Genomic DNA, 25718 nt, shown 5'->3' with positions numbered 1-25718 from the left:
ACCGGGTTGCGGGGACCACGGCCGGGCGGGCCCACGCCGGTGGGCCTGATGGAACTGACCACGGGCTTCTGGCGGTTCAAGGTGCTGGCGGCCGGGGTGGAGCTCGGCCTCTTCACGCTGCTCGAACGGCTCGGCGAGGCCGGCGCCGAGCGCATCGGATCGGAACTGGGCCTGCGCCCCCGCCCGGCCCGCATGCTCCTGGCGTGCTGCACCGCCCTGGAACTGCTGGAACGCGAGCACCTCGGAGCGGGCGAGGCGCTCTACCGCAACTCGCGGACGGCGACGGAGTTTTTGGTGGAAGGCCGTCCGCACTACTTCGGCGGATTCGTGCGCTACTCGGACCGCTACGGCTATCCGGGCTGGGACCGCCTGACGGAGGCCCTGCGCACCGACCGCCCCACCACCTGGGACCCCGACGCGCAGGAGTCGGCGTTCGTCACCGCCGATCCGGCGATCCTGGAGGGCTTCTGGGGGGCGATGTTCACCCTGTCCTCGTTCACCGCCGCAGCCCTGGCCGAGGCATACGACTTCACCAGGCACGAGCGGCTGCTGGACGTGGGCGGTGGCGCCGGAGCGTTTCCGGTGGGCCTGTGCCGTCGCTATCCGCACCTACGGGCCACGGTGCTCGACCTGCCACAGGTGGCGGCGATGGCGGGGGCGAAGGCCGTGGAGCTCGGGATGACGGACGTGATCGAGGCGCGGGGCGGCGACTTCCTGCGTGACGCCGAACTCCCGGGCGGGCACGACGTGATCCTGCTCAGCATGATCCTCCACGACTGGGACGCGGAGACCGGGCAGCGCCTGCTGGAGAAGTGCTACTCGGCGCTTCCCCCGGGCGGAGCCGTGGTGATCTGCGAACTGGTCCTGGACGACGACGAGTCGGGGCCCGCATCGGCGGCACTGATGGGCCTGAACATGCTCGTGGAAACGCGGTCGGGGAACAACTGGACGTACACGGAGTACGCGGACCGGCTGTCGGAGGCCGGCTTCGGCCCGATGCAGGTCCTCCCCCTGCACGCGGCGGGCGCGAACGCGGCCCTGGTGGCGCACAAGCCCGGCTGAAATCACCCTGCGCGGCGCGCCGTCGGGGATGTCGCCAAGTGCAGACACCCGCGCGCGGAGGCCACTTCCCCTCCCGGCCCCGCCGGTACCCTCCGCGCGAACTCCCCACAACGGGTCACATGTCATCGCGGCCTCGTTCCGGCGGTTCCGGGTGATCGGCAGGGGAATGCCGGTCACCTCGCCAGGACGCCGGTGTCACTTTCTGGGGCCTCGACCTTGACACCGGAGTCGAGGAGTGGTGGTTTAGACCACTCCACCACCTGAATGTGATAGTCCGCTTCCGTGGAGGTGCAGTGACCCGTACGCCCGAAAGTCATCCGTACCGTCTTCCTCGCGTTCCCCGGCTCTCGCTTCTCAGCTCCGCCGCACTTCTGGCCATGGGCACTCTCTCCGCTCCCGCCCAGGCGGCCGAGGCGCGGGACGCCACGGCGCCTTCCGCGGCCGGCGCCGCCGCGTCGACGGCACCACCCGTCGTCACCCCCACCCCCCGCAGCATGAAGCCCGCGGGCCGGGACATCCGCGTCCCGGCGAACGTACGCCTCGCCCTCGGTGACGACGTCGACGCCTCCAGCATCGATGTCATCAGGCAGGCACTGACCGCGGCGGGGGCCCGCCACATCGACACGGGCGCCACGGGGAGGGCCGCCCCCGCGCCGCACCCCCGTGGAGCGAAGCTGACCGTAGTAGCCGGTTCCGTGAAGGACCCGGCCGTGGCCGACGCCCTGCACGGCGCGGGCGGGACCATACCCGGCACCCTGGTCGCGGAGGGCTACTCCCTCGCCTCCCGCGGCGACACGATCGTGCTCGCCGGCAACGACGGGGACGGCGTCTACTACGCCGCGCAGACGCTGCGGCAGCTGGTGACCGGGAAGCACTCCGTGGCTGCCGTGTCGATCACCGACCACCCGGCCATGCCCCTGCGCGGCAGCATCGAAGGCTTCTACGGCGCACCCTGGTCACACACCGACCGGCTCGACCAACTCGCCTTCTACGGCGACATCAAGGCGAACACCTACATCTACACACCGAAGGACGACGCCTACCTGAGGGAGGAGTGGCGCGAGCCCTACCCTGCCGACAAGCTCGCCGACCTGCGTGAACTGATCGAACAGGCCACCGCCCACCACGTGGACTTCACCTACGCCCTCTCCCCCGGCCTGTCCGTCTGCTACAGCGATCCCGGTGACGTGGAAGCGCTGAAGGAGAAGCTGGGCAGCCTCTACGAGCAGGGCGCCCGTGCCTTCTACGTGGCGCTGGACGACATCAGCTACACCAAGTGGAACTGCCCGGCCGACCAGGAGAAGTACGGCGCTCCGGGCAGGGGCAGCGCGGGGCAGGCTCAGGCCGACCTGCTCAACGCCGTGCAGCACGACTTCATCGACGGCCACCCGGACGCCGCCCCGCTCCAGTTCGTGCCCACGGAGTACTCCGACACGGCCGACTCCGCCTACAAGTCCGTGCTGCGCGAGCGACTGGACCCGAAGGTCGTCGTGCAGTGGACGGGCACGGACGTCGTTCCGCCTTCGATCAGCGTGGCGGACGCCGAGGCAGCCTCGACGGTCTGGGGACGCAAGGTGTTCCTCTGGGACAACTACCCGGTCAACGACTACGGGCAGACGGCGGGACGCCTGCTGATGGCCCCGTACGACAAGCGGGAGGCCGGACTGCACAAGGCGTTGAGCGGCATCGTGCTCAACCCGATGAACCAGGCCGCGCCGAGCAAGGTCGCTCTCTTCGGCGGCGCGTCGTTCGCCTGGAACGACGAGGACTACGACCCCGTACGCACCTGGCGGGCCGCCGCGGCCTACCTCGCGGACGGGGACGCCGCCACCACCCGGGCCCTGCTGGCCTTCTTCGACACCGAGCACCTCGCGCCGACCTTCGGTGACACGGACTGGCAGCCGCAGGCGCCCGGACTGGCGGCGCGGCTGGCCGACTTCACGGCGGCATGGAAGAGCGGATCCCGTATCCGCCGCCACGCCGCGCTGCGGGAGCTGGGTGCGTACGCCGACGTGCTGTCCGGGGCCGCCGAGCAGATCCGGGCCGGCGTGCGGGACCCGGCCTTCCTGGCGCAGACGAAGCCCTGGCTGGACGCCCTCGACCTGTGGGGCGGCTCGCTGAACGCCACCCTGGACGGCCTGCGGGCACGGTCGGACTCGGGCAGCGGGCAGGCCGCCTTCGCCGAGGCGGCCGACCTGGCGAAGCGGGCGGCCGCGGTCACCACCATCCCGGGCACGACCCGGCCCCAGGGAAAGATCAAGGTGGCCGACGGGGTGCTGGACACGTTCATCGAGCAGGCGCCGACGATGTGACACGGGCCCCGGGTGCCGGGAACCGGCGCCCGGGGCCGGCGGCGGGGTTGCCCTCGCCCGGGCGATTCGAGGGGCCGGGCGGCGCGGTGCGCCGGCGCCTACGCCCCGGCCCCGTACGTCCCGTACTCCGGCAGGCCCGTCGGCTCGTACACGTACACCGCGATTCCACCCGGTGTCGTCTCGTGGTCCAGCAGCCGCAGGCCGGCCGGGGTGCCGCCGTCCGGGAAGAGGCGTCGTCCGCTGCCCACGACCACCGGGGCGACCGTGAGCCGAAGCTCGTCCACCAGACCGGCTGCCAGGAGGGCCTGGCCGAGCCGGGCGCTGCCGTGGATCTGGATCTCCCGGCCCGGCCGCCGCTTCAGCTCGGCAACCTGGGAGGGGACGTCCCCGGCCAGGATCGTGGTCGGGTCCCACCCGGCCTTCGTGAGGGTTCGTGAGGCCACGTACTTCGGCGAACCGTTGAGGATGCCGGCGCTCGGATGGTCGGTCATCTCCGGCCAGTCCCGGGCGAAGTTCTCGTACGTACGGCGGCCGAACAGGAAGGCGTCCGCCCGGCCGAGCCACCTGGTGGCCAGGCGTTCGAAGGCCTCGTCCAGGTGCGGCACGAACCAGCCGCCCCGGGTGAACCCGTCGCTGGTGTCCTCGTCGGGGGATCCGGGCCCCTGGGAGACACCGTCCAGTGACAGGAACTCCTGCAGTACCAGCTTCATCGCTCACCACTTCTTTCTCGGGCGGGGCGGCGTCCGTCCCGCGCCTGCCCGAATCTCGCAGACTGCCCCTACTTAGCGTGCCTCGTGCGGGGAATGATCGGTCACGCCGTCGCGTGAGGGCCGGAGGATCACCGGCTCCCCCGCGTGTCGAGACGCTCGGCCCGGCATCAGGCGCACGGTCGGGTCGAGCAGAAGCATGGCGTCCTCGCCGGGTCCCGGGCTCACCGGAGCACACGCCCGCCCCGCTGACCGGGGGTTCCTTCGCGCGACATGCCCCGGAGGGCAAGCGTGATCCTCCCGCCCCGGGGATGCTGAGGGGCTGCGGTGACGGCCTCCAGGCCCGGTCACCTCGTAGCGCTCCCACCAGCCCTGCACACCCGCACGGCGTAACAGCCGGGAGCCGCCCTCCCCCGGCGGGTAGCGGTGTACGAGTCCTCGCCGCGAAGCCGGGCGGCCGAGGAAGGACGAGACGGCCGGCCGAACCGCCATCGGCCGCCCCGCCACCGGTCACCCCCCACACGAGGAGTTCCGCCCATGCGCGCCACCCTGCTGTACGCGGCCGAGGACGTACGCGTCGAGGACGTCACCGACCCGGAGATCAAGAACCCCACGGACGCGGTCGTACGGATCGTGCTGTCCTGCGTCTGCGGCAGCGACCTGTGGCCGTACAAGTCGGCTCCGCACACGAACAATCCCCGGCACATGGGCCACGAGTTCCTCGGCGTCGTCGAGGCGACCGGATCCGAGGTGCGCACCGTCGAGCCCGGCGACGTGGTGGTGGCTCCGTTCGTCTACTCGGACAACACCTGCGCCTACTGTCGCGAGGGCCTGCAGACCTCGTGCGTGCACGGCGGGACCTGGGGTGTGAACGGCGTGGACGGCGGTCAGGGCCAGGCCGCCAGGGTCCCGTACGCCGACGGCACCCTGGTCAAGCTGCCGGTCGGTGAGGACTCCGAGCTGCTTCCGGACCTCCTGACCCTGTCCGACGTGCTGAGCACCGGCTACCACGCGGCCCGCACCGCCGGTGTCGGGCCCGGCGACACGGTCACCGTCATCGGGGACGGCGCGGTCGGGCTGTCCGCCGTGATCTCGGCCGGGCTGCTGGGCGCCGAGCGGATCGTCCTGATGGGCCGCCACACCGTGCGCACCGACCTCGGACGGGACTTCGGCGCCACGGATGTGGTCGCGGAGCGCGGCAAGGAGGGTGTGGCCCGCGTGCGTGACCTGACCGACGGCGAGGGCACGCACAAGGTCCTCGAATGCGTCGGGCTGAAGGACGCGATCGTCCAGAGCTTCGGGGTCGTCCGCGCCGGCGGCACGATCAGCCGGGTCGGCGCCCCGCAGTTCACCGACGTCCCCTTCGGCTTCCCCGACTTCCTGCGCAACATCACCCTGACCGGCGGCGTGGCCCCGGCCCGCGCCTACATCGAGGAGCTGATGCCGCACATCCTCAACGGCTCGATCCGGCCCGGCCGGGTCTTCGACCGCACGATCGGCCTGGAGGACATCGCGGACGGCTACCGGGCGATGAACGACCGCGAGGCCCTGAAGGTACTCATCCGGCCGTGACGGACCTGCCGTGCGAACGGACGCGATCCCTGCGGGACCGGTCGGCGGCACACCGGCCGCCCTGACGGCCGGCGCTGGTCGTCGCCGCCGGCTGGATACTCCGTCCGGCGCCGCTCCGGGATCGCGGGCAGCGAGGCCGAAGGACGGCGTACGACGAAGCCCCCGGCACGGAATGCCGGGGGCCCGAAGTCGGCGGTGAGGAAAGCGAAGAGGCTATTTCTACAGGAAAGGTATGAGAAGGAAGCCCCTTCATGGCCTCACCGCGGTGAACGCTACCAGTCACTCAGGGATCACGTCGCGCAGATTCTCCGGGGTGAGGATCCGCGAATCGGGGTGCAGCCCCTCAGGGCGCTGCATCCCGATGTACGTGACCGGGCCCCGCGGCACGTCTCCGCCGTCCCAGACCGTGACGTCGGCGCCGTCCGTCATCCCGAGCAGCCAGCGCACGGTCAGCTGCTGCCGCTCGACGATGCCGCGCAGCAGTGCCTCCACCGTCGGTGCGGTCTCCTCGACGCGGTTGGCCTTCGGGAAGCCTTTCAGGTAGAGGTGCAGCCAGTGGGCCCGCCACCGGCCGTCCTCGCCGCGCCGGAACACCAGCGGCAGAGCCACCCGGCTGGGCCCCCGCAGATCCGACTTCATGCGCACGGTCCGCGGCTCGAAGGGCCGCCCCCGCTGCTCACCTTCACGCAGCATGAACCCGAAGAACGACTCCTCGACGTCCATGAAGCCCTCCCCGGAGAACAGCAGTACCTGCGGCACGATGAAGCTGCCGCGCACGGCGCCGAGTCGCAGCTCGATGAACTCCGAGGCCCCGTCGGGTGCTTCGGTGATGTCCCCGGAATGCCTGCCCTCGACATCCGTCAGCTGGGTGTACGAGAGCCAGGTGACCTGTTCGTACTGTTCGTCCAGGATCACGGCGGACAGGTCGTAGTCGGTGGTGAGGCTGGTCTGCTTCCAGTACACGAAGAACCGCAGCAGCTCACCGTCGACCGGCGACACCGAACCGCGCGGCAGCACGCCGAGCCCGGACGAGACCGCCTTGCCGCTGAGCGGGAGCGCGACATCGAGCACGTCCGGATCGACGAGCACCGGCCCGTCCAGCGACACCCGCCGCGTGATCTCCGCGTCGAGCAGCGCGTTCAGACGCTCCTTGGCGGCGGTCGGCAGCGCGGGGCGGGTGTCCGCGGTGACCCAGGCGCGGCCGGACCCGTTGATGAACACCCGCCGTATACCGCTCTGTTCAAGCCGGTCGCCCCGGTTCGCCAGATGCTGACGCACCGAGAGCAGGACCCGTCCGGCCGCCTGCGGGACGGCCTTCTCGACGGCGGCGAGGACGGCCGCGCGCTCTTCGCCCGCGTCCGCCATGCGTGCCAGCCGGTCCACGGAGCGCAGCAGCACACCGGGTGCGGACTTCAGGAGCTCGACCGCACCCACCACGTCGCCCTTGCCGAGCAGTTCCTCGGTGCGGCTCGCGAACGACCGCACCCGCCGCTCGCCCCGGGCGACCGCGAACACCTCGCCGGCGTTCGGCCACTGCGGGTATTCGTGCGGGTGCAGCCGCTCACCGAGCCGCTTCCACGCCTCCCGGTGCGCGGCCACATCGGCGAGCTTCGCGGGTGCCGCGGCGACGATCCCGTCCAGACCCGCGAGCAGCGCCCGACGCGTGGGCCGCGACAGCTTCGCGAACCTGGTGGGCTCCCGCAGGGACACGTCACCGTCCGACAGCGCGCAGACAAGACGCAGCACGTCGGTGACGGTATCGACGAGCAGGCCCGAACCTGCCCTCAAACGTGCCTTGTTGATTACCGCACGGTTCTCCCGGACCGGAATCTCCACGGGCTGGGCCTCGTCCACGCAGTGCTCGGCGAGGGCACCGAGATCACGGAGATGGTCGTCACCCAGCGGGGTCCGGCTGCCCGCGAGCCTCAGGTACAGCTCCCCGACCTCGTCCTGTGCGTCCCGGCCGAGGTGCAGCACCGTCATCCGGTCACCGGCCACCGCGATCAACTCATCGTGACGGCTGAGCATTTCGGCATAGGTGTGCTGGTAACGGCCGTACGAGGGCAACGTGAGGAGATCCACCGTGCCGGTGCTCAGCTGTTCGAGCACGGCCTCGCGGGACTTGTCGTCGGCAAGCGCCTCGCGGATGCACTGCATCCAGAAGTCCAGGGTGTCCGGCACGTTCGCCGGGAAGTCGACGAAGTACGGGTTGTGCTGCACGTGGTCGCCGACCATCGCACGCACACACGCCAGCGTCCGCACGGCGGCATCGACCACCGCCCCCTCGGGCAGCGCCGCCAGCCGGTCGAGGAGCGGCGCCGACAGTTTGAACCCCACGGACATCAGTGCGGCGTCGAACTGCCGCGCAGCGACGGCGGCTTCGCCGGCAGGCCCGTCGGGAACGGGGAGGCGGTGGGTGTGCCGGACGACCAGATGCTCGAGGGGGTGGATCATGCGGGAATGATGACAGAGGGGAACAGGCGTACGCACTTGAGTTCCGCCCGACTCGGACGGCGACCTGCAGGCGCCCCATACCGGCGGTGCGCGCCACGCGGGCCCTTGTGCGGGACGACGCGAGGAAGCGGGCACGCGCGTGCCCGGCCCCTCCCCGCACCTCGTCGAACGTCAGGAAACGGAAGACCGGATCGCCCTGTGCGCACGGTTTCGGCACTCGGGTCCTGGACGAGTTCACACATGAGCGGCGGTGGACCGAAGCGGGCTCCAACAGCGATCGCGCCTTCGACCTTGCGAGCGACGAGTTCCCGGGGGGACCACGCCGTGGAAAGAGCATGTCGTCAAGACCGACGAGCAACTCGCTGAACGCCTGCGCGACCAAGCCGACGACAACAACAGCTAGCCGGGCAACGCAAAGCAACGATCGGCAGTTCGTCGTCCTTCGGCACCATGGCCGCCGCGCAGCGGCTGACGGAACACAACCTGCGGACGAAGCGGTCCCAGATCGACGCCTGGCTGGCCACCAATCCTGCGGAGGGGAAGACCCAGGCTTTCAACGAGCCCGGCCCCCAACGGAGAGGTCAGTAGCCGATATGTGACCAGCAATCCACGCCCGTTCCGGACTGGTCGGGCCATTCCATCCCGGGGACCGGGTACAAGGGCCATGGGCTCAACGCGCAGGCGATCGACGTGAAGAATGTGAATACGATCCCGAAGTACGATCCCAGACTCGATCCGCCCAATATCATCCTTACGTCCATGCCCGCCCCGTGACCGACTGACCGGAAGCTGGATGACCCCCATCGACAGCGCTGTCTGGGAAGCCACGCTGGAACGGCTCCTCGACGACGTGTACACCTTCGCGATGACCGGGCCCCGAAGGGACAACGACTGGGGGCGGGACATCCTGGCCGTCATGGACCGGTCGGTCACCGACCCGCGAGGATGGCAGACACTGGAGTGGCAGATCGACAAGGAGGGACGCGAGAACGTGCGTCCCTCCTTCCCCTTTCTTCCGCTGACGGCCGAGCAGGTGCACGAGTGGACGCATCCCGTCACGGCCTCCGCCGCCGCCGAGCTGCTCGCCTCTCTGACTCAGGAGTGGTTCTTCGAGGGCTGCCCGGTCCGGACGCGCGCCGACCACGACCATGTGCTGGCTGACGCCCGGATGGTGCTCAGCCGGTTTGGTGCCGACGCAGCTTTCCGTACGTCCTCCGACCTGGCCCGGACCTCCACCGCGCCGGACTTCCTCGCCGGCGATCTCGCCGGCGGGAGGGCCTTCACCGATTACGTGATGGATCTCGGACTGATCGCTGTGAGCGCGGACGAAGTCGGGGTCTTCTGGTCGTTCAATGCGAACTGACAAAACGTACACGGGCCGTTGACCATAACGGCGCTATACGCGACGCAGCCCGGCCCGAAGGCCGCCCTGTCGCCTGTGAGAAAGGCCGGCGCCGCATGCCCGTCGACCAGAAGTCCTGGGAAGCCGCTATACGCCACCTGTACGAGGACGCATACCCGTACGCCGCCACGAGGACTGGGTCCTGGATGTCATCGCGCTGATGGCGCGGGTTCCGGATCCTCGTGGCTGGGCCGGTCTCGACGACGAGGCTCAGAACCCGGAGCGTGAGGCATCTCCCACCTACCCCTTCGTCGCTCATCCGCCGGAGTACATCGCGAGGCGCCTCCAGGAGATCAACCGGGCCAGCGCCGAGAACTTGCTCCTTGCCCTCACGGACGACCGCTGCACCCTGTCCAACCTGAGGCGCTTCGCAGAGGGCGAGGAGGAACTCCGGGCAATGACGAAGACGATCCTCGCGCGTTACGGGGACGACGCCAGCTATCACACCAACATCAACAAGCCTGGCCACGTGCGCGGGACGCTCGACTTCACATCGACGAGCTGGGCGTACAGCCCGCTGAGCGTGAACTCGGAGGACTACGGTCTGATCGTCGTCTCGGACACCGAGGTCGGCATGTTCTGGAACTTCTCCGACTACTGAACCGCTCATCACCCCTACGAGCCCAGGCTCCGACCAGGCGTTTGAGAGGATGCCCTGGTCCTGAACCCTTCCGCTTCCTTTCCTGCCTCCGCCGAACCCGGCATGGAGGTGGGCCCGCCGGAGCCGTTCTCCCACGGCGCCTGGTTCCGGTCACTGGCGGTGACGCTGTCCGGCGTCTGATCCGGCTGGACGGTCGAGGGATGGGCGCGCCACAGCCGCAGGAAGGCGCGAGCATCGAAGGACCGAGCCCTCGCGAGACCCCGCCTGAAGGTCCGGACCGACCGGTGCCCGCAGCCCTCCCTGATGAGGCGACGCCCGGTGTTACGCCGTCGGTTCGAGGCTCACCTGACGCACCATAAGAACGAACGTCAGATGAGCGTCAAGCCCGTCGCGCACCATTCCCGACGAAGGCCGCCGCAGACTTCTTGCCGCCTGCACTCTTGATCGAAACCGCAGGTCAGAGCAGTCTTCCTGGAATGCCGCGCACTTCACGTCGTGTCCAGGGGGAAACATGTCGAGCGCATTGGGCCATGCCTGAGAACCCCGGGGAACTGCAGGTCAGGCACCCTTTCGGCGGGCTCCAGAATCGCTACGCGCTCCACAGGGTGCGTCATCGGGAAGACGTCAACGATAGCCGATGTGAGAGGTACGGCAGGTCAGATAGGTTTCCCCGGCTCTCCAGATGGGCTTTCAGGGCATGGAGCGTCAAATGAGCCTCATGGCCGCCGTGTCGTGGAGCCCCCGTCCGCAGCTGCGCTCGCCCACCAGCGACCGGACAGGGCCACCCGCACGCAACACGGCACGGCAAGCTCGGACAACGCCCCGCATGCCTGGCAGTCGACCGTCACCGGCTCCCGTACTCCTCGACCAGTTCGCCGATCAAAGCGAGGAGCGCGTCAGCCCGGTTCCGGTCCTTTCGGCGCGAAGTCCGCCCGGGTGGACGGCGGGCGCCGCAGACAGGTGGGCGGAGTCCTCGGGGTCGGCGGCCTCACCGGCGACCTGGAACTCGGCGCCGACCAACTCCCGGTCCTTGCAATCGAACCGGAGCTCGTCAGGCGTGTCCCAGAGCCACGGCACACTGCCGAAGGTGTCCAAAAGGACCGCGACGCGTTCCTCCACGTTCGAATACTTCGCTACGCGTACGAGAAAGTCCCGGAAGTCGAAGCGCGGACAGATGAATAGGGGATTGCCCTTCACCGTCGCACTCCCGTCGCCGTGGAGGGCGAGTCTCATCGCTCGTCACCGTACGAACCATCCACCGCTGGCCGGTTCACCTTCACATTGCGTAATCGTCCACGTAAGTGGCGATCAAGGCGAGCAGGGCGTCAGCCCGGTGCCGGTCTTCGTGCTGGGCTCGGAGGGTCTCGTCGGCGGCTCGGAGGCGGGTCAGCGCGGCCGGTTCACCGTCCACCACGTCGTCGACCAACGGCGAGGTGACCAGGTCCAGGCATTCAGTGAGCAGACGACGCGTGGCCGCAGAAGGCGAACCCGAGTCGGGAGCGGTGTGCGCAGCGGTGAGGTACCGCGCGGGGTCGGTAATGCTCCAGCCGACGACGGTACCGTCCTGGACGAGAAGCGCCACGTCGGGTGCGATGCCGACACAGGCATCCAGGGGTCTATCGAGGACATCGAGGTCACGAAAGCAGGCCAGCACGGCATCGCCGGGAGCCCGACACAGCACCGTACACATCTCGTGGCGGAAGTCCCGGACCTCGTCCGCACGGAGCCCGCCCGGGCGAACCTCGGGCATGACGGGAACGTGAGGCACGGTCTCGGCGTTCGCGGACACATACGGCATCCGGAATTCGGTCACGGCCAGTTCCCGGCTGTCCGGATCGAACCGGAGGACGTCGGGGGCGTCCCACAGCCAGTCCTGACTACCGAAGGTGTGCGAGAGAAACCGCTCACGCTCCTTCACGTCCACGTACTGAGCCACATCCAGGGAGTCGCCCGTGAAGCGAGGGGTGATGTGCAGCGGATCGTCCGTCACCGTCGCACACCAGCCCCCGTCGAACGACAATTTCATGGCCATTCCTGCCTCATGTGATTTGCTGTGCTGGGGCCAAGTAGCTGCCATCGGTTGGAATCCTGCCCTCCACGATGTCCTCATGGGTAACCGGCCCGCCGGGATCCATCGGTTTGCCACCGAGCGCCTGCGCGCCGGAGTCGCCCTTGATACCCGACTCTCCGTACGCCGTGATTGCCGGGACTGTAAAACGTTCGGTGTAACTCCTGATCATGGAAGATGCATCGATGACCAGCAGCAACGTGACAGAGGCCGAGTCCGTAGAGCCGTCCGAGGCGGTGCCGGCGAAGTCTGTGGACGACCGGCTGATTGACGAGCTGGTGGGCCGGGCTCAGGCCGAGGGCATGCAGCTGACCGGCGAGAGGTCGGCTGCTCCAGCAGCTGACGAAGCGGCTCCTGCAGTCCGCACTCGAGGGCGAGATCGCCGACCACCTCGGCTATGACAAGCACGATCCGGCGGGGAAGAACGGCGGCAACTCACGTAACGGCACCCGGTCCAAGACCCTGCTGACCGATGTCGGCCCGGTGGAGATAACCGTGCCCCTGGACCGGGAGGGCAGTTTTGAACCGAAGATCGTCAAGAAGCGGCAAAAGCGTCTGTCCGGCGTGGACGAGATGGTCGTCTCCCTTGAGGCGTAGGGTCTGACGACCGGCGGGGTCCAGGCCCACCTGGCCGAGGTCTATGGCGCCGTCGTATCCGGTCAGACGATCTCCACGATCACGGACAAGGTCATCGAGGGCATGGCCGAATGGCAGAACCGGCCCCTGGACGCGGTCTATCCGGTGGTGCTCATCGACGCGATCCTGGTGAAGATCCGCGACGGTGCGGTCGTCAACCGGCCCATCTATGTGGCACTGGCGGTCACGGCCGAGGGCCGGCGGGACGTCCTCGGGCTGGTGGGCCGGTGACGGCAGCGAGGGCGCCAAGCACTGGATGCATATCCTCACCGCGATCAAGAACCGCGGCGTGAACGACGTCCTCATGCTCGCCTGCGACGAGCTCAAGGGCCTTCCCGACGCCGTCGAGACCGTCTGGCCCCGCACCATTGTGCAGACCTGCGTGGTCCACCTGCTGCGGAACTCCTTTCGCTATGCAGCCGCCGAAGACTTCGTCTACGACTCGGTCGGCGCCCTCACCAACACCTGCGGCTTCGCCTATACACCTACGAGGGAATCGCTGCACGAGTCGCAGGGCCACCCGCACTTCGTGGAGTTGCCGCAGCACGGGGCCTGGTCCGCGGCTACCACCCGGTTCCGGCCTGACCTGAGCAGGAGTGAGGCCCGGGCGCGCGCGTGCCCGAGCCTCACCTCGTCGAACGTCAGGAAACGGGGAACCGGGCCGAAAGACGCTTGGACATGACCTGTACATCGAGGTGGTCCTGCCCACCCAGCCGGAGAGGTCCATGAGGGTAATACTCCCGATTCGAGCGTCATACGGCGTCAAGAATCTCCGAACACGCTCCCGAGAGCGTCGCAGCTGCGAGCGACTTCCTGATGAATTCGCAGGTCAGGCACCCTTCAAGGAGCGATCTGTTCGCTCGACCCGCTGCACGGAAGAAACAGGTCGAGCGAACCACCCGAAGCATAAAACCGCAGGTCAGGCGCCCTTGTCCGCAGGCTCCAGAATCGCCACGCATTCCACATGATGCGTCATCGGGAACAGGTCGAACGCCCGCAGCGTCCGCACCTTGTACCCGCCCTCCCGGAAGTACGCGATGTCACGCGCCAGCGCCGCCGGGTCGCACGCCACGTACGCGATGCGGCGGGCGCCGAGGGCGACCAGTTGCTTGACCGTGGCCTTGCCGGCGCCGGCGCGCGGCGGGTCCAGGACGATCAGGTCGCACTCCGTGATGCCCGTGCGCGGCAGGACCTGGTCGACCTTGCCGTGCTCGATGCGGACCCGGTCCAGGTCCTTGAGGTTGTGGCGGGCGTCCTCGACCGCGCGCTTGCCGGACTCGATGCCGAGCACCGCGCCCTTCTCGCCGATCCGCTGCCCGATGGCGCCGGCGAACAGGCCGACGCCGCAGTAGAGGTCCAGGGCCGTGTCGTTCTTGCGGGGCAGCAGGCCCTGCATGACCGCGCGCACCAGGGTGTCGGCCGCCTGCGGGTGCACCTGCCAGAATCCGCCGGAGCCGACGCGGTACGTACGGTCGTCGGCCCGCTCGCGCACGAAGGCGCGGCCGTGGACGCGGTGGACGCCGCCGTCCTTCTCGTCCACCCGCATCACGGACACGGGCTTGTCCAGCTCGACCAGCGGGAGCCGGCCGCCCTCGCGCGGGGTCAGGATGACCTGGCGGTCGTGGGAGCCGGTGGCGGAGATGGCCTCGACCGTCGCCATCTGCGGCCAGTCCTGCTTCTCGATGCCGAGCTCGGAGACGCCGGGGGCGGCGATCATGCAGTGGTCGACCGGCTGGACCTCGTGCGAGCGGTGCTTGCGGAGTCCGACGAGGCCGTCGGCGTCGACGGCGTACTGCACCCGCGTGCGCCAGGCCGGGACCTGGCCCGGCGGGAGCTTGTCGCCCTCGGCCGGCATGACCGTGCCGTCCCAGCCGGCCTCCTCGGGTGTGAGGCCCGCGAGGCGCTGGAGCTGCTCGGCGATGACCTCGCCCTTGAGACGGCGCTGTGCGCCGGGCTTGGCGTGCTGCCAGTCGCAGCCGCCGCACTTGCCGGGGCCGGCGTAGGGGCAGGGGGCCTCGACCCGGTCCTTGGACGCCTCGACGACCGTGACCGCGTCGGCGCGCAGGAAGCGGGAGTCGCTGTCGCCCTCGGTGATCCGGGCGATGACCTTCTCGCCGGGCAGGGTGTGGCGCACGAAGAGGACCTGGCCCTCGTCGGTGCGGGCGATGCAGTGACCGCCGTGGGCGACGGGGCCGACCTCGACCTCGTACTCCCGGCCGATCAGGGACTCTCCGGCCTGCTGCTCCCCGGGCTGCGAGGACGTGGATTCGTTCTGCATGAGGGGGTGGCTCCAGAGATCGGGAAGAGTGGTACGAGGTGAAGGTCCGGGGTCCGGATGCGGGAAACGGCGACGGCCGGACAACAGCCCACCAGTCTACGTGGGCCGGAGCCGGCCGTTCACCACACACGGTCCGCCCGGAGCCGGCCGTTCACCGCACACCGCCTCCCCCTGGGAGCCGGGCGCTCAGGACACACCGTCCCCCGGACATCCCCGGACATCCCCCGGGTGCTCCCCCGGACACCGGCCAGCTCGGAACGCGCGGTCCGGCACGGCACCGCCCCGCCGCCCGGCTCACCCCTTGCTGCTGTGCTCCTTGTGCCGCCGTTCCACCGGTCCGCGCCGGACCGAGCCGGGTGCCGTCCAGTCCGCGCGCTTCCTGGCACGCAGCTTCGCGGCCTCGGAGGACTCCAGCTGGTACGGCACCGAGGTCACCATCACGCCCGGTGTGAACAGCAGCCGGCCCTTCAGCCGCAGCGCGCTCTGGTTGTGGAGCAGGTGCTCGTACCAGTGGCCGACCACGTATTCGGGGATGTAGACGCTGATCACGTCGCGCGGCCGGTCCTTGCGCAGGCTCTTGACGTAGTCGATGACCGGCCGGGTCACCTCGCGGTACGGCGAGTCGAGGATCTTGAGCGGGATGTCGATGCCCCGGCGTTCCCAGTCCGCCTTCAGCGCCTTCGTCTCGTCGTGGTCGACGCTGATGGACAGCGCCTCCAACTGGTCGGAGCGCACCAGCTTGGCGTAGGCCAGGGCGCGCAGCGTGGGCCGGTGGAGCTTGGAGACCAGGACGATGGAGTGGACCCGCGAGGGCCTGATGGTGTCGTCGGAGGGAGCCTCGTCGGCGGAGATCTCCTCGGCGACGCGGTCGTAGTGCTTGCGGATCGCCGTCATCGTGCCGAAGAAGATGACCATGCCGAGCAGCGCGACCCACGCTCCGTGGGTGAACTTGGTGGCCAGCACGACGACTAGGACCAGGCCGGTGAAGAACGCGCCGAAGGTGTTGATCGCCCGGGAGCGGATCATGTGGCGGCGCGTCGCCGCGTCCGTCTCGGTGCGCAGGTGGCGGTTCCAGTGCCGGACCATGCCGGTCTGGCTGAGGGTGAAGGAGACGAAGACGCCGACGATGTAGAGCTGGATGAGCCGGGTCGAGTCCGCCCCGTAGATCCAGACCAGCAGGATCGCGGCTCCGGCCAGCAGCACGATGCCGTTGGAGAAGGCCAGGCGGTCGCCGCGGGTGTGGAGCTGGCGCGGCAGGTAGCGGTCCTGGGCGAGGATCGAGCCGAGCAGCGGGAAGCCGTTGTAGGCGGTGTTGGCTGCGAGGAAGAGCACGAGGGCGGTGGCCGCCGCGAGGAAGACGAAGAAGAAGGTGCCCTCGCCGAAGACCGCCGCCGCGACCTGGGAGATGACGGGGTCCTGGGTGAAGCCCGCGCCGACCGGTGAGCCGTTGTGGATCAGGTCCTTCGCCGGGTTCTCGGCGAGCTTCACATCGGTGGCCATGGCGAGGCCGATGATGCCGCAGAACATGGTGACGGCCAGGAGGCCCATCGCCGCGAGGGTCGTCGCGGCGTTCTTGCTCTTGGGCTTGCGGAAGGCCGGGACGCCGTTGCTGATCGCCTCGACGCCGGTGAGGGCCGCGCAGCCCGAGGAGAAGGCGCGCAGCAGCAGGAAGACGAGTGCGAAGCCGGCGAGCCCCTGGTGCTCGGGCTTGATCGTGTAGTCCGAGGTGGGCGCGTGCATGGTGTCGCCGAGGGCCAGCCCCCGGAACGCACCCCAGATGATCATGATGAAGACGCCCGCCACGAACAGGTACGTCGGGATGGCGAAGAGCTTGCCGGACTCCCTGACCCCGCGCAGGTTCATCAGGGTGAGCAGGACGATGGCCCCGATGGCGCAGAACGTCTTGTGCTCGATCACGAAGGGGATCGCGGAACCGAGGTTCTCGACGCCCGAGGAGATCGACACGGCGACCGTGAGGACGTAGTCGACGAGCAGCGCGCTCGCGACGGTCAGTCCGGCCTTGGGCCCGAGGTTGGTGTTGGCGACCTCGTAGTCGCCGCCGCCGCTCGGGTAGGCGCGGACGTTCTGCCGGTACGAGGCGACGACCGTGAACATCAGGACCACGACGGCGACCGCGATCCACGGGCTGAAGTGGTACGCCGACACGCCCGCGATGGACAGCACCAGGAGGACTTCTCCGGGTGCGTACGCGACGGAGGACAGCGGGTCGGACGCGAAGACGGGGAGCGCGATGCGCTTGGGGAGGAGGGTCTCCCCCAGCTTGTCGCTGCGCAGCGCCCGGCCGATCAGGATCCGTTTGGGCACGTCGGTCAGTTTGGACACGCTGAGGATCGTAAGCGCTGGCGAGACACGCCGCCGAAGCACCACCCCCTCGATGCCCCGAAAACCTTCATGATTAGCCGCCCTCACCGGAAAAGTCCATGGAATCCTTAACGGAATCCTTGCGCCGGAGACCGGTGGTGCGCCCCCGTCACGGCCTCCCTTCGCCGATCGGACTCCGGGATACGCACACTCGGATGAGGCGGTGGGGACCGCGCCGCATAAGCTCGTGCACGGGCGACGCCGAAGGTGGTTGCCCCGTTGTTTGCCCCCGCAAGCTGAGAGAGAAGTGTGAGCAGGGTGTTTTCGCAGGTCATCCGGATGACCAGGACGGCGAGGTAGGCGCAAGGTGCACATCGTCATCATGGGCTGCGGGCGTGTCGGAGCCGCTCTCGCGCAGACCCTGGAGCAGCAGGGGCACACGGTCGCGGTGATCGACCAGGACCCCACGGCGTTCCGCCGTCTCGGTGCGGGGTTCGGCGGCCGGCGGGTCAGCGGCGTCGGCTTCGACCAGGACACCCTTCGCGAGGCGGGTATCGAGGAGGCCGGGGCGTTCGCCGCGGTCAGCAGCGGCGACAACTCCAACATCATCGCGGCCCGTGTGGCGCGCGAGATGTTCGGCATCGAGAACGTCGCCGCGCGCATCTACGACCCGAAGCGCGCCGAGGTCTACCAGCGGCTGGGCATCCCCACGGTCGCGACGGTCCGCTGGACGGCCGACCAGATGCTGCGGCGGCTTCTGCCGTCGGGAGCGGAGCCGCTGTGGCGCGACCCGAGCGGTGGTGTGCAGCTCGCGGAGGTGCACACGACGCAGTCGTGGATCGGTCACAAGATCAGCACGCTGCAGGAGGAGACGGGCGTCCGCGTCGCGTTCCTCACCCGGCTGGGCGAGGCCATACTGCCGTCGTCGCAGACCGTTCTGCAGGAGGGCGACCTCGTCCACGTGATGATGCGTACGGACGAGATCGCGAAGGTCGAGGAGGCCTTCGCCGAGGGTCCCGAGGAGGGCGGTCACTGATGCGCGTGTCGATTGCCGGGGCCGGCGCGGTGGGACGTTCCATCGCGGCGGAGCTCCTGGAGAACGGCCACGAGGTACTGCTGATCGACAAGGCGCCCACCGCCATCTCGGTCGAGCGGGTCCCGATGGCCGAGTGGCTGCTCGCGGACGCCTGTGAGATCACGTCCCTCGACGAGGCGGCGCTCCAGCGGTGCAACGTCGTGATCGCGGCGACGGGCGACGACAAGGTCAACCTGGTCGTGTCCCTGCTCGCGAAGACCGAGTACGGCGTCCCGAGGGTCGTCGCCCGGGTGAACAACCCGAAGAACGAGTGGCTGTTCAACGAGTCCTGGGGCGTCGACGTCGCGGTCTCCACGCCGCGTCTGATGTCGGCGCTGGTCGAGGAGGCGGTGAGCGTCGGTGATCTGGTGCGGCTGCTGCGCTTCAGCCACGGCGACGCCAACCTGGTCGAGCTGACCCTGCCCCCGGAGTCGGCCCTGGCCGGCACCAGGGTCGGGGACGTCGACTGGCCCCAGGACACCTCGCTTGTCACGATCATCCGGGGTACCCGCGTGCTGACGCCGAGCCCCGAGGAGACCCTGGAGGCCGGCGACGAGCTCCTGTTCGTGGCGGCGCAGGCGCGCGAGGAGCAGCTGGAGGACCTGCTGTCGGTCCGCCGCGATCCCGACGAGGACTGAGGCACGAGGACAGCGGCGGCACATGCGTGGGGCCCCGGACCGTGACGCGGTCCGGGGCCCCACGCATGTGAGCGGGCGCGCCCGTCAGTACTCGGAGTTGCGGGCCTCCGAGGCCTGGGAGGTCTGTGCGGCGGCGGCCTTGCGGTCCTTCTCGGCCTGCTCCTCCGCCTCCATCTCGGCGAACACGTCGATGGGCGGCGGCGCCTTGGCGAGGAACACCCACGTCAGATAGACGGCGAGCAGGAACGGCGGGATCTTCAGCGCGACGAGCACCCAGCCGAGCTCGGTGGTGTCGGCCCACCAGTAGAGCGGGAAGAGGATCGCGCACTTGGCGAGGAGGATGAGCCCCCAGGCGTAACTGGCCTTGGTGTACGCCTTCTTGCGGCCCGGGTTCCGGGTGCGCCAGGAGAGGTTCTCCTTGAAGACCGGGCCCAGGATCAGTCCGATCAGCGGCACCCCCGCGACGGACGTGACGAGGTAGGCGAGGGCCAGCCCGAGCGTGTAGATCATGCCGGGGAGGTAGAAGTCCTTGGCGTTGCCCGTCATCATCGCGAACACGACACCGAAGGCGACACCGAAGACGCCGCTGAAGGCGTGCTTGACGGTGTCCCGACGGACCAGGCGTACGACGACGAGGACCAGGGAGACCGCCAGTGCGGCGATCGCGGACGCCTTGAGGTCCTTGTTGATGGTGAAGATCGTGACGAAGAGCAGCCCGGGCAGGACTGTCTCCACCATGCCGCGGACGCCGCCGAACGCCTCGAAGAGCGCGGCTTCCGTGACCGCCTTCGCGTCGGCGTCCTGCTGGTCGGTGCGGTGGGGCTGGTCCGTGTCGGACGTCGGCTTGTCGAGAGACGTCACCGGCTACTCCTTGCCGAGCGGTCGGAGTTCGTATTTGGGGTTGAACAGCACCCGGCGTCCGTGGCTCATGGCCACGCGACCCGACGCGATGAGCCTGCGGCCCGGCTCGATGCCGACGATGGAACGCCGGCCGAGCCAGACCACGTCGAGCGGTGCGGTCCCGTCGAAGAGCTCCGCCTCCAGGGCGGGCACTCCGGCCCGCGGACGCAGGGTGACCGTCCGCAAGGTACCAGTCACCTTGACGATCTGGCGGTCCGAGCAGTCGGAGATGCGCGTGCAGCCCGAGGCGTGCGAGTCCTCCCGGAGTTCCTCGCACTCGAGGTCCTCCTGGGAGCTGGACAGCCGGTCGAGCATGCGTCGGAAGCGGCCGGACGGCTTTTCCGTCCTGCCGTGCTTCTCGAATCGGGGAACAGCGCTCATACCCCGAAGGGTACCGGTCTGCCGTGGTGGCGGCCGGGCCGCGGTGGCCTCACCCGTACGAGTGAACGCGTGCGCGACGGAGAACGACACCCGTGAGTGGCATCGCCCGCTCTCCCCGGGGGCAGGCCGGCCGTGCGGAGCCTCGCCTACCCGTACGTCCGGGAACCGCTACTCCGGTACGGACCGGCCGCGCTCGAAGCGGTAGCCCATGCCCGGTTCCGTCACGAAATGTCTGGGGTGCGAGGGGTCCGCCTCCAGCTTGCGGCGCAGCTGCGCCATGTAGACGCGGAGGTAGTTGGTCTCGGTGCCGTACGACGGCCCCCAGACCTCCTGGAGCAGCTGCTTCTGGCTGACGAGGCGCCCCGCGTTGCGCACGAGGACCTCCAGCAGGTGCCATTCCGTGGGGGTGAGCCGCACGTCCCGGCCCTCGCGGTGGACCTTCTTCGCCGCCAGGTCGACGGTGAATCCCTCGGTCTCGACGACCACCAGGTCGTCGCCGCCCTCCGGACCGACCGGTTCCGCCCTGCGTACGGCGGCGCGCAGCCGGGCCAGGAGCTCGTCCATGCCGAACGGCTTGGTGACGTAGTCGTCGGCCCCCGCGTCCAGGGCCTCGACCTTCTCGTCGGAGGTGTGGCGGGCGGAGAGCACGAGGATCGGGACCCTGGTCCAGCCGCGGAGTCCCCTGATGACCTCTACGCCGTCCATGTCCGGCAGCCCGAGGTCGAGCACGACCACGTCGGGGTGACGGGCCGCGGCGAGCTGCAGGGCGGTGGCTCCGTCCGGCGCCGCGTCGACCTCGTACTTGCGTGCCTTGAGGTTGATCACGAGGGCGCGCACGATCTGCGGCTCGTCGTCGACCACGAGCACCCTTGTCATCGCTGACCTGCCTTTCCGGAGTACGTGTACGGGGTGGGGGCGGCGCGCCCCGTGGAGTTCGGGGTGCCGGGGCTCATGAGACCACCCGCGCGGGCGGCGCGGGGCCGGCGCCCACCTGGCCCGGTGCGGCGGTGAGGGTGAGGACCATGGTGAGCCCTCCGCCGGGGGTGTCCTCGGCGTCCAGCGTGCCGCCCATGGACTCCACGAAGCCGCGGGCGACCGCGAGACCGAGACCCACCCCGGCGCCGCGGGGAGCGTCACCGTACCGCTGGAAGGGTTCGAAGATGCGTTCCTTGGCCTCGTCCGGAACTCCGCGGCCGCGGTCGGCGACCCGCAGCTCGACGCGCTCGCCGTGGGAACTGGCGGCGACGGCGACGCGTTCGCGGCCGGTGCTGTACTTCACGGCGTTCTCGACGATGTTGGCGACGGCCCGCTCCAGCAGTCCCGGATCGACGGCGACCATGGGCAGCGTCTCCGGGATGTCCAGGTCGACGCTCCCCTCGGGTACGCCGCCGAGCGCCATGGGGACCACCTCGTCGAGGTCGATCTCGCGGATGAGCGGGGTGACGGTGCCGGTCTGGAGACGGGACATGTCGAGCAGGTTGCCGACCAGGTGGTCCAGGCGGTCCGCGCCGTCCTCGATGGCCGCCAGGAACTCCGCCTCGTCGGCGTCGGACCAGGCCACGTCGTCGGAGCGCAGGGAGCTCACGGCGGCCTTGATGGCCGCCAGGGGGGTGCGCAGGTCGTGGCTGACGGCGGCGAGCAGGGCGGTCCTGATGCGGTTGCCCTCGGCCAGCCTCCTGGCGGCCTCCGCCTCGCCGACCAGCCGCTGCCGGTCCAGGACGACGGCGGCCTGCGCCGCGAAGGCGCCGAGGACGCGGCGGTCCTCCGCCGGCAGCACGCGGCCGGAGAGGGCGAGGGCCATGTCGTCGCCGACGGGCATGTCGACGTCGGCGTCGTCGGGCCGGGTGACGGGCGCGGGGCCGACGGATCCGGCGGTGGTCCAGGGGTCGACGTCGCTGCTGCGTTCCAGGAGGGCGACGGATTCCATGGCGAAGGTCTCGCGGACGCGTTCGAGCAGGGCGTCGAGGGCGGTCTCGCCCCGCAGGACGCTCCCGGCCAGGGCGGACAGGATCTCCGACTCGGCGCGCAGTCTGGCGGCCTGGTGGGTGCGGCGTGCGGCCAGGTCCACGACGGAGGCCACCGCGACCGCCACCGCGAAGAAGATCACGATGGCGACGAAGTTCTCGGGGTCCTGGACGGTCAGGGTGTGCGTGGGCGGCGTGAACCAGTAGTTCAGCAGCAGGGAGCCGGCGGCGGCCGAGGCGAGCGCCGGGGCCAGTCCGCCGAGCAGTGCGGCGGCGACCGTCAGGAACAGGAAGAGCAGGACGTCGTTGGCGAGCCCCGGTCCGTTCTCCAGTCCGTGCAGCAGCAGGGTCAGGAGGGCCGGTCCACCGACGCCCGCGATCCAGCCCGAGACGATCCGGGCGCGGCTGAGGCGGGCGCCGCGTGCGATGGGCAGTCCGCGGCCCTTGGCGACCTCCTCGTGCGTGACGATGTGGACGTCCAGGTCGGGGCCGGACTCGCGGGCGACGGTCGCGCCCACTCCGGGGCCGTAGACGTACTGCCAGGTCTTGCGTCGGCTGGAGCCGAGGACGATCTGGGTGGCGTTGACGCCCCGGGCGAAGGCGAGGAGCGCCGTGGGTATGTCGTCGCCGATGACGTGGTGGAAGGTGCCGCCCAGGTCCTCCACGAGGGTGCGCTGGACGGCCAGCTCCTTGGGCGAGGCGGAGGTGAGTCCGTCGCTGCGCGCGATGTAGACCGCCAGGATCTCGCTGCCCGAGCCCTTGGCGGCCATGCGGGAGGCGCGGCGGATGAGCGTGCGCCCCTCGGGGCCGCCGGTGAGTCCGACGACGATGCGTTCGCGGGCCTGCCAGGGGGCGCTGATGTCGTGCTCGCCGCGGTACTGCTGGAGGTATTCGTCGACCCGGTCGGCGACCCACAGGAGCGCCAGTTCGCGCAGGGCGGTGAGGTTGCCGGGCCGGAAGTAGTTGGACAGGGCCGCGTCGACCTTGTCGGACTGGTAGATGTTGCCGTGGGCCATCCTCCGGCGCAGCGCCTGGGGCGACATGTCGACGAGTTCGATCTGGTCGGCCCTGCGGGCGACCTCGTCTGGGATGGTCTCCTGCTGGCGCACACCGGTTATCGACTCGACGACGTCGCCGAGGGACTCCAGGTGCTGGATGTTGACGGTGGAGACGACGTCGATGCCGGCCTTGAGCAGTTCCTCGACGTCCTGCCAGCGCTTGGCGTTGCGGGAGCCGGGCACGTTGGTGTGGGCGAGTTCGTCCACGAGCGCGACGGCCGGGGCCCGCTCCAGGACGGCGTCCACGTCCATCTCGGAGAAGACGGCCGAGCGGTGCTCGATGTCACGGCGCCGGATCTGCTCCAGTCCGTGGAGCAGCACCTCGGTGCGCGGCCGGTCGTGGTGCTCCACGAACGCCACGACGCAGTCCGTTCCCCGCTCCACCCTCCGGTGGGCCTCGGACAGCATCGCGTAGGTCTTGCCCACACCGGGTGCCGCACCCAGGTAGATCCGAAGCTTGCCGCGTGCCATGGCCCCATTGTCTTCTCTGCAGCGGCTTCCGCCGATGCGGGAGCCGCTGTCGAAGCTACCCCGAGAAATCCCGGCATACGGGGCGGGACCCCGTGGGCGGGGTCCGTATTGACGGGATTCTGATGCGGGGCCCGTGACCTGCGGCGGACGGCGCGGTCTCGCCCGGGGTCACGCGTGCTCGACGATGTGCCCGTCGCTGAGCTCCAGGACCCGGTCGGCGAATCCGAGCAGCTGGGGGTCGTGGGTGGCCACGAGCACGGTGACGCCCTCGCTGCGGACCACGGCCCTCAGGAGCTGCATGACGGCGAGGCCGGTCTCCGCGTCGAGCTGCCCGGTGGGTTCGTCCGCGATCAGCAGCGCGGGCCGGTTGGCGAGGGCGCGCGCGATGGCGACGCGCTGCTGCTGGCCGCCGGAGAGCTCCCCGGGGCGCTGCTGGGCGTGGTCGCCGAGGCCCACCAGCGAGAGCAGCAGGGCGACGCGTTCCTCGCGTTCGGCGGGGTCCGTCTTCCGCAGCCGCATGGGTACGCCGACGTTCTCGGCGGCGGTCAGGATGGGGATCAGGCCGAAGGACTGGAAGATGAAGCCGATCCGGTCCCTGCGCAGTTCCAGCAGTCCGTCCTCGCCGAGCTCCGAGAGGTCGGTGCCGGCGACGGTGATCCGGCCTGCGTCGGGGGTGTCGAGACCGCCGACGAGGTTGAGCAGGGTGGTCTTGCCGGAGCCGGAGCGGCCCTTGAGGGCGACGAGCTCACCGCGGGGTATCTCGAACGAGACCCCTCGCAGGGCGTGCACGGCGGCGGCGCCGGTCCCGTACGAGCGGTGCAGGTCCTCGATCCGCACCATCGGGCCGTCCGTGGCGCTGTCGGCCAGGGTCGTTCCGCCCTGTGCGCCGGTGCTCCGTGTCATCGCTCTCCCCGTGCGTGTGCCGCCGTGTGTGCCGCTCTCCGGCAGCGCCAGTATGTCCGTGCGGGCCCCGGAGAGGCAACGAAGAGGCCGGTGGGCCGCACCCGGTCCCGGGTGCGGCCCACCGGCCTCGACGTGCCGTGCGGCGTGGTCAGCGCACCTCGGTGATCTCGGGTCCGCGCTGGAGGTTGCCCATCCCGCCGGAGAACTTGGAGCTCTCCTGCTCCTCCTGCTGCACACCCTCGGGCACCATCTGGGCGTCGTTGGGGAGCTTGAGGACGATCGGGTCGCGGGGGGCCATCGGGCCGTCGCCGCGGACGACGACGGTGTCGCGGAAGATCGTCTCCAGCAGTCCCGCGGCCTCCGGCTGCACGGCGCCCTGGCCGGAGATCACGCCGCGCAGGAACCAGCGCGGTCCGTCGATCCCGACGAAGCGCACCAGCTGCACGCCGTTCTTCCCGTCCGGGAGCTGCACGGGCACCTGGGCACGCAGTTCCCAGCCCAGCGGGCCCTCGACCTCGTCGATGATCCCGCCCTGCTGGGTGATGCCGGACGCGATCTCGTCGCGCACCTCGCCCCAGATGCCCTCCTTTTTCGGAGCGGCGAAGGCCTGCAGCTGGATCGCGCTGTCGCGCAGCACGACGGTGGCCGCGACGATGGCGTCACCGGCGACCTCCACGCGCAGCTCCATGCCCTCGACGCCGGGCACGAAGACGCCGCCCAGGTCGACCCGGCCCTCGCCGGGCTGGGAGACCTCGGAGATGTCCCACGGCCCGTCCGGCCGGGGTGCGGGCGGAAGGTTCGTGCGGCGCGCGCCGCTCGCGGAGCCGTCGAGCTCGTCGGCGACCTGCTCGGCCTCGCGCGCTTCGTCCGCCGTGTCCTCGGCGGAACCACTGTTCTTGCGACGTCCGAACACG

At 69.9% G+C, this 25718-nt stretch carries 20 protein-coding genes and 2 pseudogenes; 9 read left to right on the top strand and 13 right to left on the bottom strand.

All coding sequences use genetic code 11. From position 1 onward, the window contains the following. Nucleotides 1-48: 48 nt before the first annotated feature. Both OHT61_RS24680 and OHT61_RS24675 read left to right on the top strand, forming a co-directional pair. Nucleotides 49-1062: a methyltransferase gene (locus OHT61_RS24680; protein WP_329041232.1), complete on the top strand. Its 1014-nt coding sequence runs from the start codon at nt 49-51 to the stop codon at nt 1060-1062. A gap of 377 nt (nt 1063-1439) precedes the next feature. Then, nucleotides 1440-3374: a beta-N-acetylglucosaminidase domain-containing protein gene (locus tag OHT61_RS24675; RefSeq protein ID WP_329041230.1), complete on the top strand. Its 1935-nt coding sequence runs from the start codon at nt 1440-1442 to the stop codon at nt 3372-3374. 98 nt (nt 3375-3472) lie between these two features. Here the strand turns inward: OHT61_RS24675 and OHT61_RS24670 are convergent, their stop codons facing one another. After that, a complete protein-coding gene (locus OHT61_RS24670) occupies nt 3473-4084 on the bottom strand; it encodes a dihydrofolate reductase family protein (RefSeq protein WP_329041227.1) in 612 nt (203 codons plus the stop codon). Nucleotides 4085-4618: 534 nt separating this feature from the next. On the opposite strand from OHT61_RS24670, the gene OHT61_RS24665 reads away from it, so the two are divergent. Continuing rightward, the gene (locus OHT61_RS24665; protein ID WP_329041225.1) at nt 4619-5653 is read left to right on the top strand and encodes a zinc-dependent alcohol dehydrogenase family protein; all 1035 of its coding nucleotides are present in this window, start codon (nt 4619-4621) and stop codon (nt 5651-5653) included. 279 nt (nt 5654-5932) lie between these two features. Here OHT61_RS24665 and OHT61_RS24660 read toward each other — a convergent pair whose 3' ends face one another. After that, nucleotides 5933-8107, bottom strand: a complete 2175-nt coding sequence (locus OHT61_RS24660; protein ID WP_329041224.1) for a hypothetical protein — start codon at nt 8105-8107, stop codon at nt 5933-5935. A gap of 405 nt (nt 8108-8512) precedes the next feature. On the opposite strand from OHT61_RS24660, the pseudogene OHT61_RS32550 reads away from it, so the two are divergent. The 3 genes and pseudogenes from OHT61_RS32550 to OHT61_RS24650 form a co-directional block, all read left to right on the top strand. Next, nucleotides 8513-8695: pseudogene (locus OHT61_RS32550) on the top strand (RNase A-like domain-containing protein); the annotation flags it as partial. A gap of 205 nt (nt 8696-8900) precedes the next feature. Next, nucleotides 8901-9470: a hypothetical protein gene (locus OHT61_RS24655; RefSeq protein WP_329041223.1), complete on the top strand. Its 570-nt coding sequence runs from the start codon at nt 8901-8903 to the stop codon at nt 9468-9470. Nucleotides 9471-9669: 199 nt separating this feature from the next. After that, a complete protein-coding gene (locus tag OHT61_RS24650) occupies nt 9670-10110 on the top strand; it encodes a hypothetical protein (RefSeq protein ID WP_329041222.1) in 441 nt (146 codons plus the stop codon). 879 nt (nt 10111-10989) lie between these two features. Here OHT61_RS24650 and OHT61_RS24645 read toward each other — a convergent pair. Genes OHT61_RS24645 through OHT61_RS24635 form a run of 3 tightly spaced genes read right to left on the bottom strand, consistent with a single transcriptional unit; the run spans nt 10990 to nt 12377 of the window. Then, complete coding sequence (locus OHT61_RS24645) at nt 10990-11343, bottom strand: hypothetical protein (RefSeq protein WP_329041220.1); 354 nt, start codon at nt 11341-11343, stop codon at nt 10990-10992. Nucleotides 11344-11386: 43 nt separating this feature from the next. Then, a complete protein-coding gene (locus OHT61_RS24640; RefSeq protein WP_329041219.1) occupies nt 11387-12136 on the bottom strand; it encodes a hypothetical protein in 750 nt (249 codons plus the stop codon). A gap of 13 nt (nt 12137-12149) precedes the next feature. Continuing rightward, nucleotides 12150-12377 (bottom strand): hypothetical protein, encoded by a 228-nt coding sequence (locus OHT61_RS24635; protein ID WP_329043461.1) that lies wholly within the window; start codon nt 12375-12377, stop codon nt 12150-12152. Here OHT61_RS24635 and OHT61_RS24630 point away from each other — a divergent pair. Further along, nucleotides 12364-13247: pseudogene (locus OHT61_RS24630) on the top strand (IS256 family transposase); the annotation flags it as partial. The gene OHT61_RS24635 and the pseudogene OHT61_RS24630 overlap by 14 nt on opposite strands. 486 nt (nt 13248-13733) lie before the next feature. On the opposite strand, the gene OHT61_RS24625 reads toward OHT61_RS24630, so the two are convergent. Further along, on the bottom strand, nt 13734-15092 hold the full coding sequence (locus tag OHT61_RS24625; protein ID WP_329041217.1) for a class I SAM-dependent RNA methyltransferase: 1359 nt from the start codon (nt 15090-15092) through the stop codon (nt 13734-13736). Between the two features lie 294 nt (nt 15093-15386). Continuing rightward, a complete protein-coding gene (locus OHT61_RS24620) occupies nt 15387-17435 on the bottom strand; it encodes an APC family permease (protein ID WP_329041215.1) in 2049 nt (682 codons plus the stop codon). A 346-nt stretch (nt 17436-17781) separates the two neighbouring features. Between OHT61_RS24620 and OHT61_RS24615 the strand changes: the two genes are divergently transcribed. Together OHT61_RS24615 and OHT61_RS24610 are read left to right on the top strand one after the other, a co-directional pair. After that, on the top strand, nt 17782-18450 hold the full coding sequence (locus OHT61_RS24615; RefSeq protein ID WP_329041214.1) for a potassium channel family protein: 669 nt from the start codon (nt 17782-17784) through the stop codon (nt 18448-18450). Continuing rightward, nucleotides 18450-19127 (top strand): potassium channel family protein, encoded by a 678-nt coding sequence (locus OHT61_RS24610; RefSeq protein WP_329041213.1) that lies wholly within the window; start codon nt 18450-18452, stop codon nt 19125-19127. Before OHT61_RS24615 ends, OHT61_RS24610 begins: the two co-directional genes overlap by 1 nt. Before the next feature lie 84 nt (nt 19128-19211). Here the strand turns inward: OHT61_RS24610 and OHT61_RS24605 are convergent, their stop codons facing one another. The 6 genes from OHT61_RS24605 to OHT61_RS24580 all read right to left on the bottom strand — a co-directional run bounded on the left by OHT61_RS24605 (nt 19212) and on the right by OHT61_RS24580 (nt 25717). Next, nucleotides 19212-19988 carry a DUF3159 domain-containing protein gene (locus tag OHT61_RS24605; RefSeq protein ID WP_329041211.1) on the bottom strand — a complete coding sequence of 259 codons (777 nt, stop codon included), beginning with the start codon at nt 19986-19988 and terminating at the stop codon, nt 19212-19214. 3 nt (nt 19989-19991) lie between these two features. Continuing rightward, the gene (locus OHT61_RS24600; RefSeq protein ID WP_329041210.1) at nt 19992-20408 is read right to left on the bottom strand and encodes an OB-fold nucleic acid binding domain-containing protein; all 417 of its coding nucleotides are present in this window, start codon (nt 20406-20408) and stop codon (nt 19992-19994) included. 168 nt (nt 20409-20576) lie between these two features. Continuing rightward, nucleotides 20577-21284: a response regulator gene (locus OHT61_RS24595; protein ID WP_329041209.1), complete on the bottom strand. Its 708-nt coding sequence runs from the start codon at nt 21282-21284 to the stop codon at nt 20577-20579. 73 nt (nt 21285-21357) lie between these two features. Then, the gene (locus OHT61_RS24590; protein ID WP_329041208.1) at nt 21358-23901 is read right to left on the bottom strand and encodes a DUF4118 domain-containing protein; all 2544 of its coding nucleotides are present in this window, start codon (nt 23899-23901) and stop codon (nt 21358-21360) included. A 168-nt stretch (nt 23902-24069) separates the two neighbouring features. Continuing rightward, on the bottom strand, nt 24070-24804 hold the full coding sequence (locus OHT61_RS24585) for an ABC transporter ATP-binding protein (protein ID WP_329041206.1): 735 nt from the start codon (nt 24802-24804) through the stop codon (nt 24070-24072). 148 nt (nt 24805-24952) lie between these two features. Then, a complete protein-coding gene (locus OHT61_RS24580; RefSeq protein ID WP_329041205.1) occupies nt 24953-25717 on the bottom strand; it encodes a DUF3710 domain-containing protein in 765 nt (254 codons plus the stop codon). Nucleotide 25718 lies beyond the last annotated feature (1 nt).

The organism is Streptomyces sp. NBC_00178 (genome assembly GCF_036206005.1).
GTDB lineage: Bacteria > Actinomycetota > Actinomycetes > Streptomycetales > Streptomycetaceae > Streptomyces.
This window is presented reverse-complemented; position numbering and strand designations above follow the sequence as displayed.

Bases quoted from the DNA above. Each gene is read 5' to 3' on its own strand.
- OHT61_RS24680 (WP_329041232.1), top strand. From the start codon at position 49: ATGGAACTGACCACGGGCTTCTGGCGGTTCAAGGTGCTGGCGGCCGGG.
- OHT61_RS24675 (WP_329041230.1), top strand. From the start codon at position 1,440: ATGGGCACTCTCTCCGCTCCCGCCCAGGCGGCCGAGGCGCGGGACGCC.
- OHT61_RS24670 (WP_329041227.1), bottom strand. From the start codon at position 4,084: ATGAAGCTGGTACTGCAGGAGTTCCTGTCACTGGACGGTGTCTCCCAG.
- OHT61_RS24665 (WP_329041225.1), top strand. From the start codon at position 4,619: ATGCGCGCCACCCTGCTGTACGCGGCCGAGGACGTACGCGTCGAGGAC.
- OHT61_RS24660 (WP_329041224.1), bottom strand. From the start codon at position 8,107: ATGATCCACCCCCTCGAGCATCTGGTCGTCCGGCACACCCACCGCCTC.
- OHT61_RS24655 (WP_329041223.1), top strand. From the start codon at position 8,901: ATGACCCCCATCGACAGCGCTGTCTGGGAAGCCACGCTGGAACGGCTC.
- OHT61_RS24650 (WP_329041222.1), top strand. From the start codon at position 9,670: ATGGCGCGGGTTCCGGATCCTCGTGGCTGGGCCGGTCTCGACGACGAG.
- OHT61_RS24645 (WP_329041220.1), bottom strand. From the start codon at position 11,343: ATGAGACTCGCCCTCCACGGCGACGGGAGTGCGACGGTGAAGGGCAAT.
- OHT61_RS24640 (WP_329041219.1), bottom strand. From the start codon at position 12,136: ATGAAATTGTCGTTCGACGGGGGCTGGTGTGCGACGGTGACGGACGAT.
- OHT61_RS24625 (WP_329041217.1), bottom strand. From the start codon at position 15,092: ATGCAGAACGAATCCACGTCCTCGCAGCCCGGGGAGCAGCAGGCCGGA.
- OHT61_RS24610 (WP_329041213.1), top strand. From the start codon at position 18,450: ATGCGCGTGTCGATTGCCGGGGCCGGCGCGGTGGGACGTTCCATCGCG.
- OHT61_RS24600 (WP_329041210.1), bottom strand. From the start codon at position 20,408: ATGAGCGCTGTTCCCCGATTCGAGAAGCACGGCAGGACGGAAAAGCCG.
- OHT61_RS24595 (WP_329041209.1), bottom strand. From the start codon at position 21,284: ATGACAAGGGTGCTCGTGGTCGACGACGAGCCGCAGATCGTGCGCGCC.
- OHT61_RS24590 (WP_329041208.1), bottom strand. From the start codon at position 23,901: ATGGCACGCGGCAAGCTTCGGATCTACCTGGGTGCGGCACCCGGTGTG.
- OHT61_RS24585 (WP_329041206.1), bottom strand. From the start codon at position 24,804: ATGACACGGAGCACCGGCGCACAGGGCGGAACGACCCTGGCCGACAGC.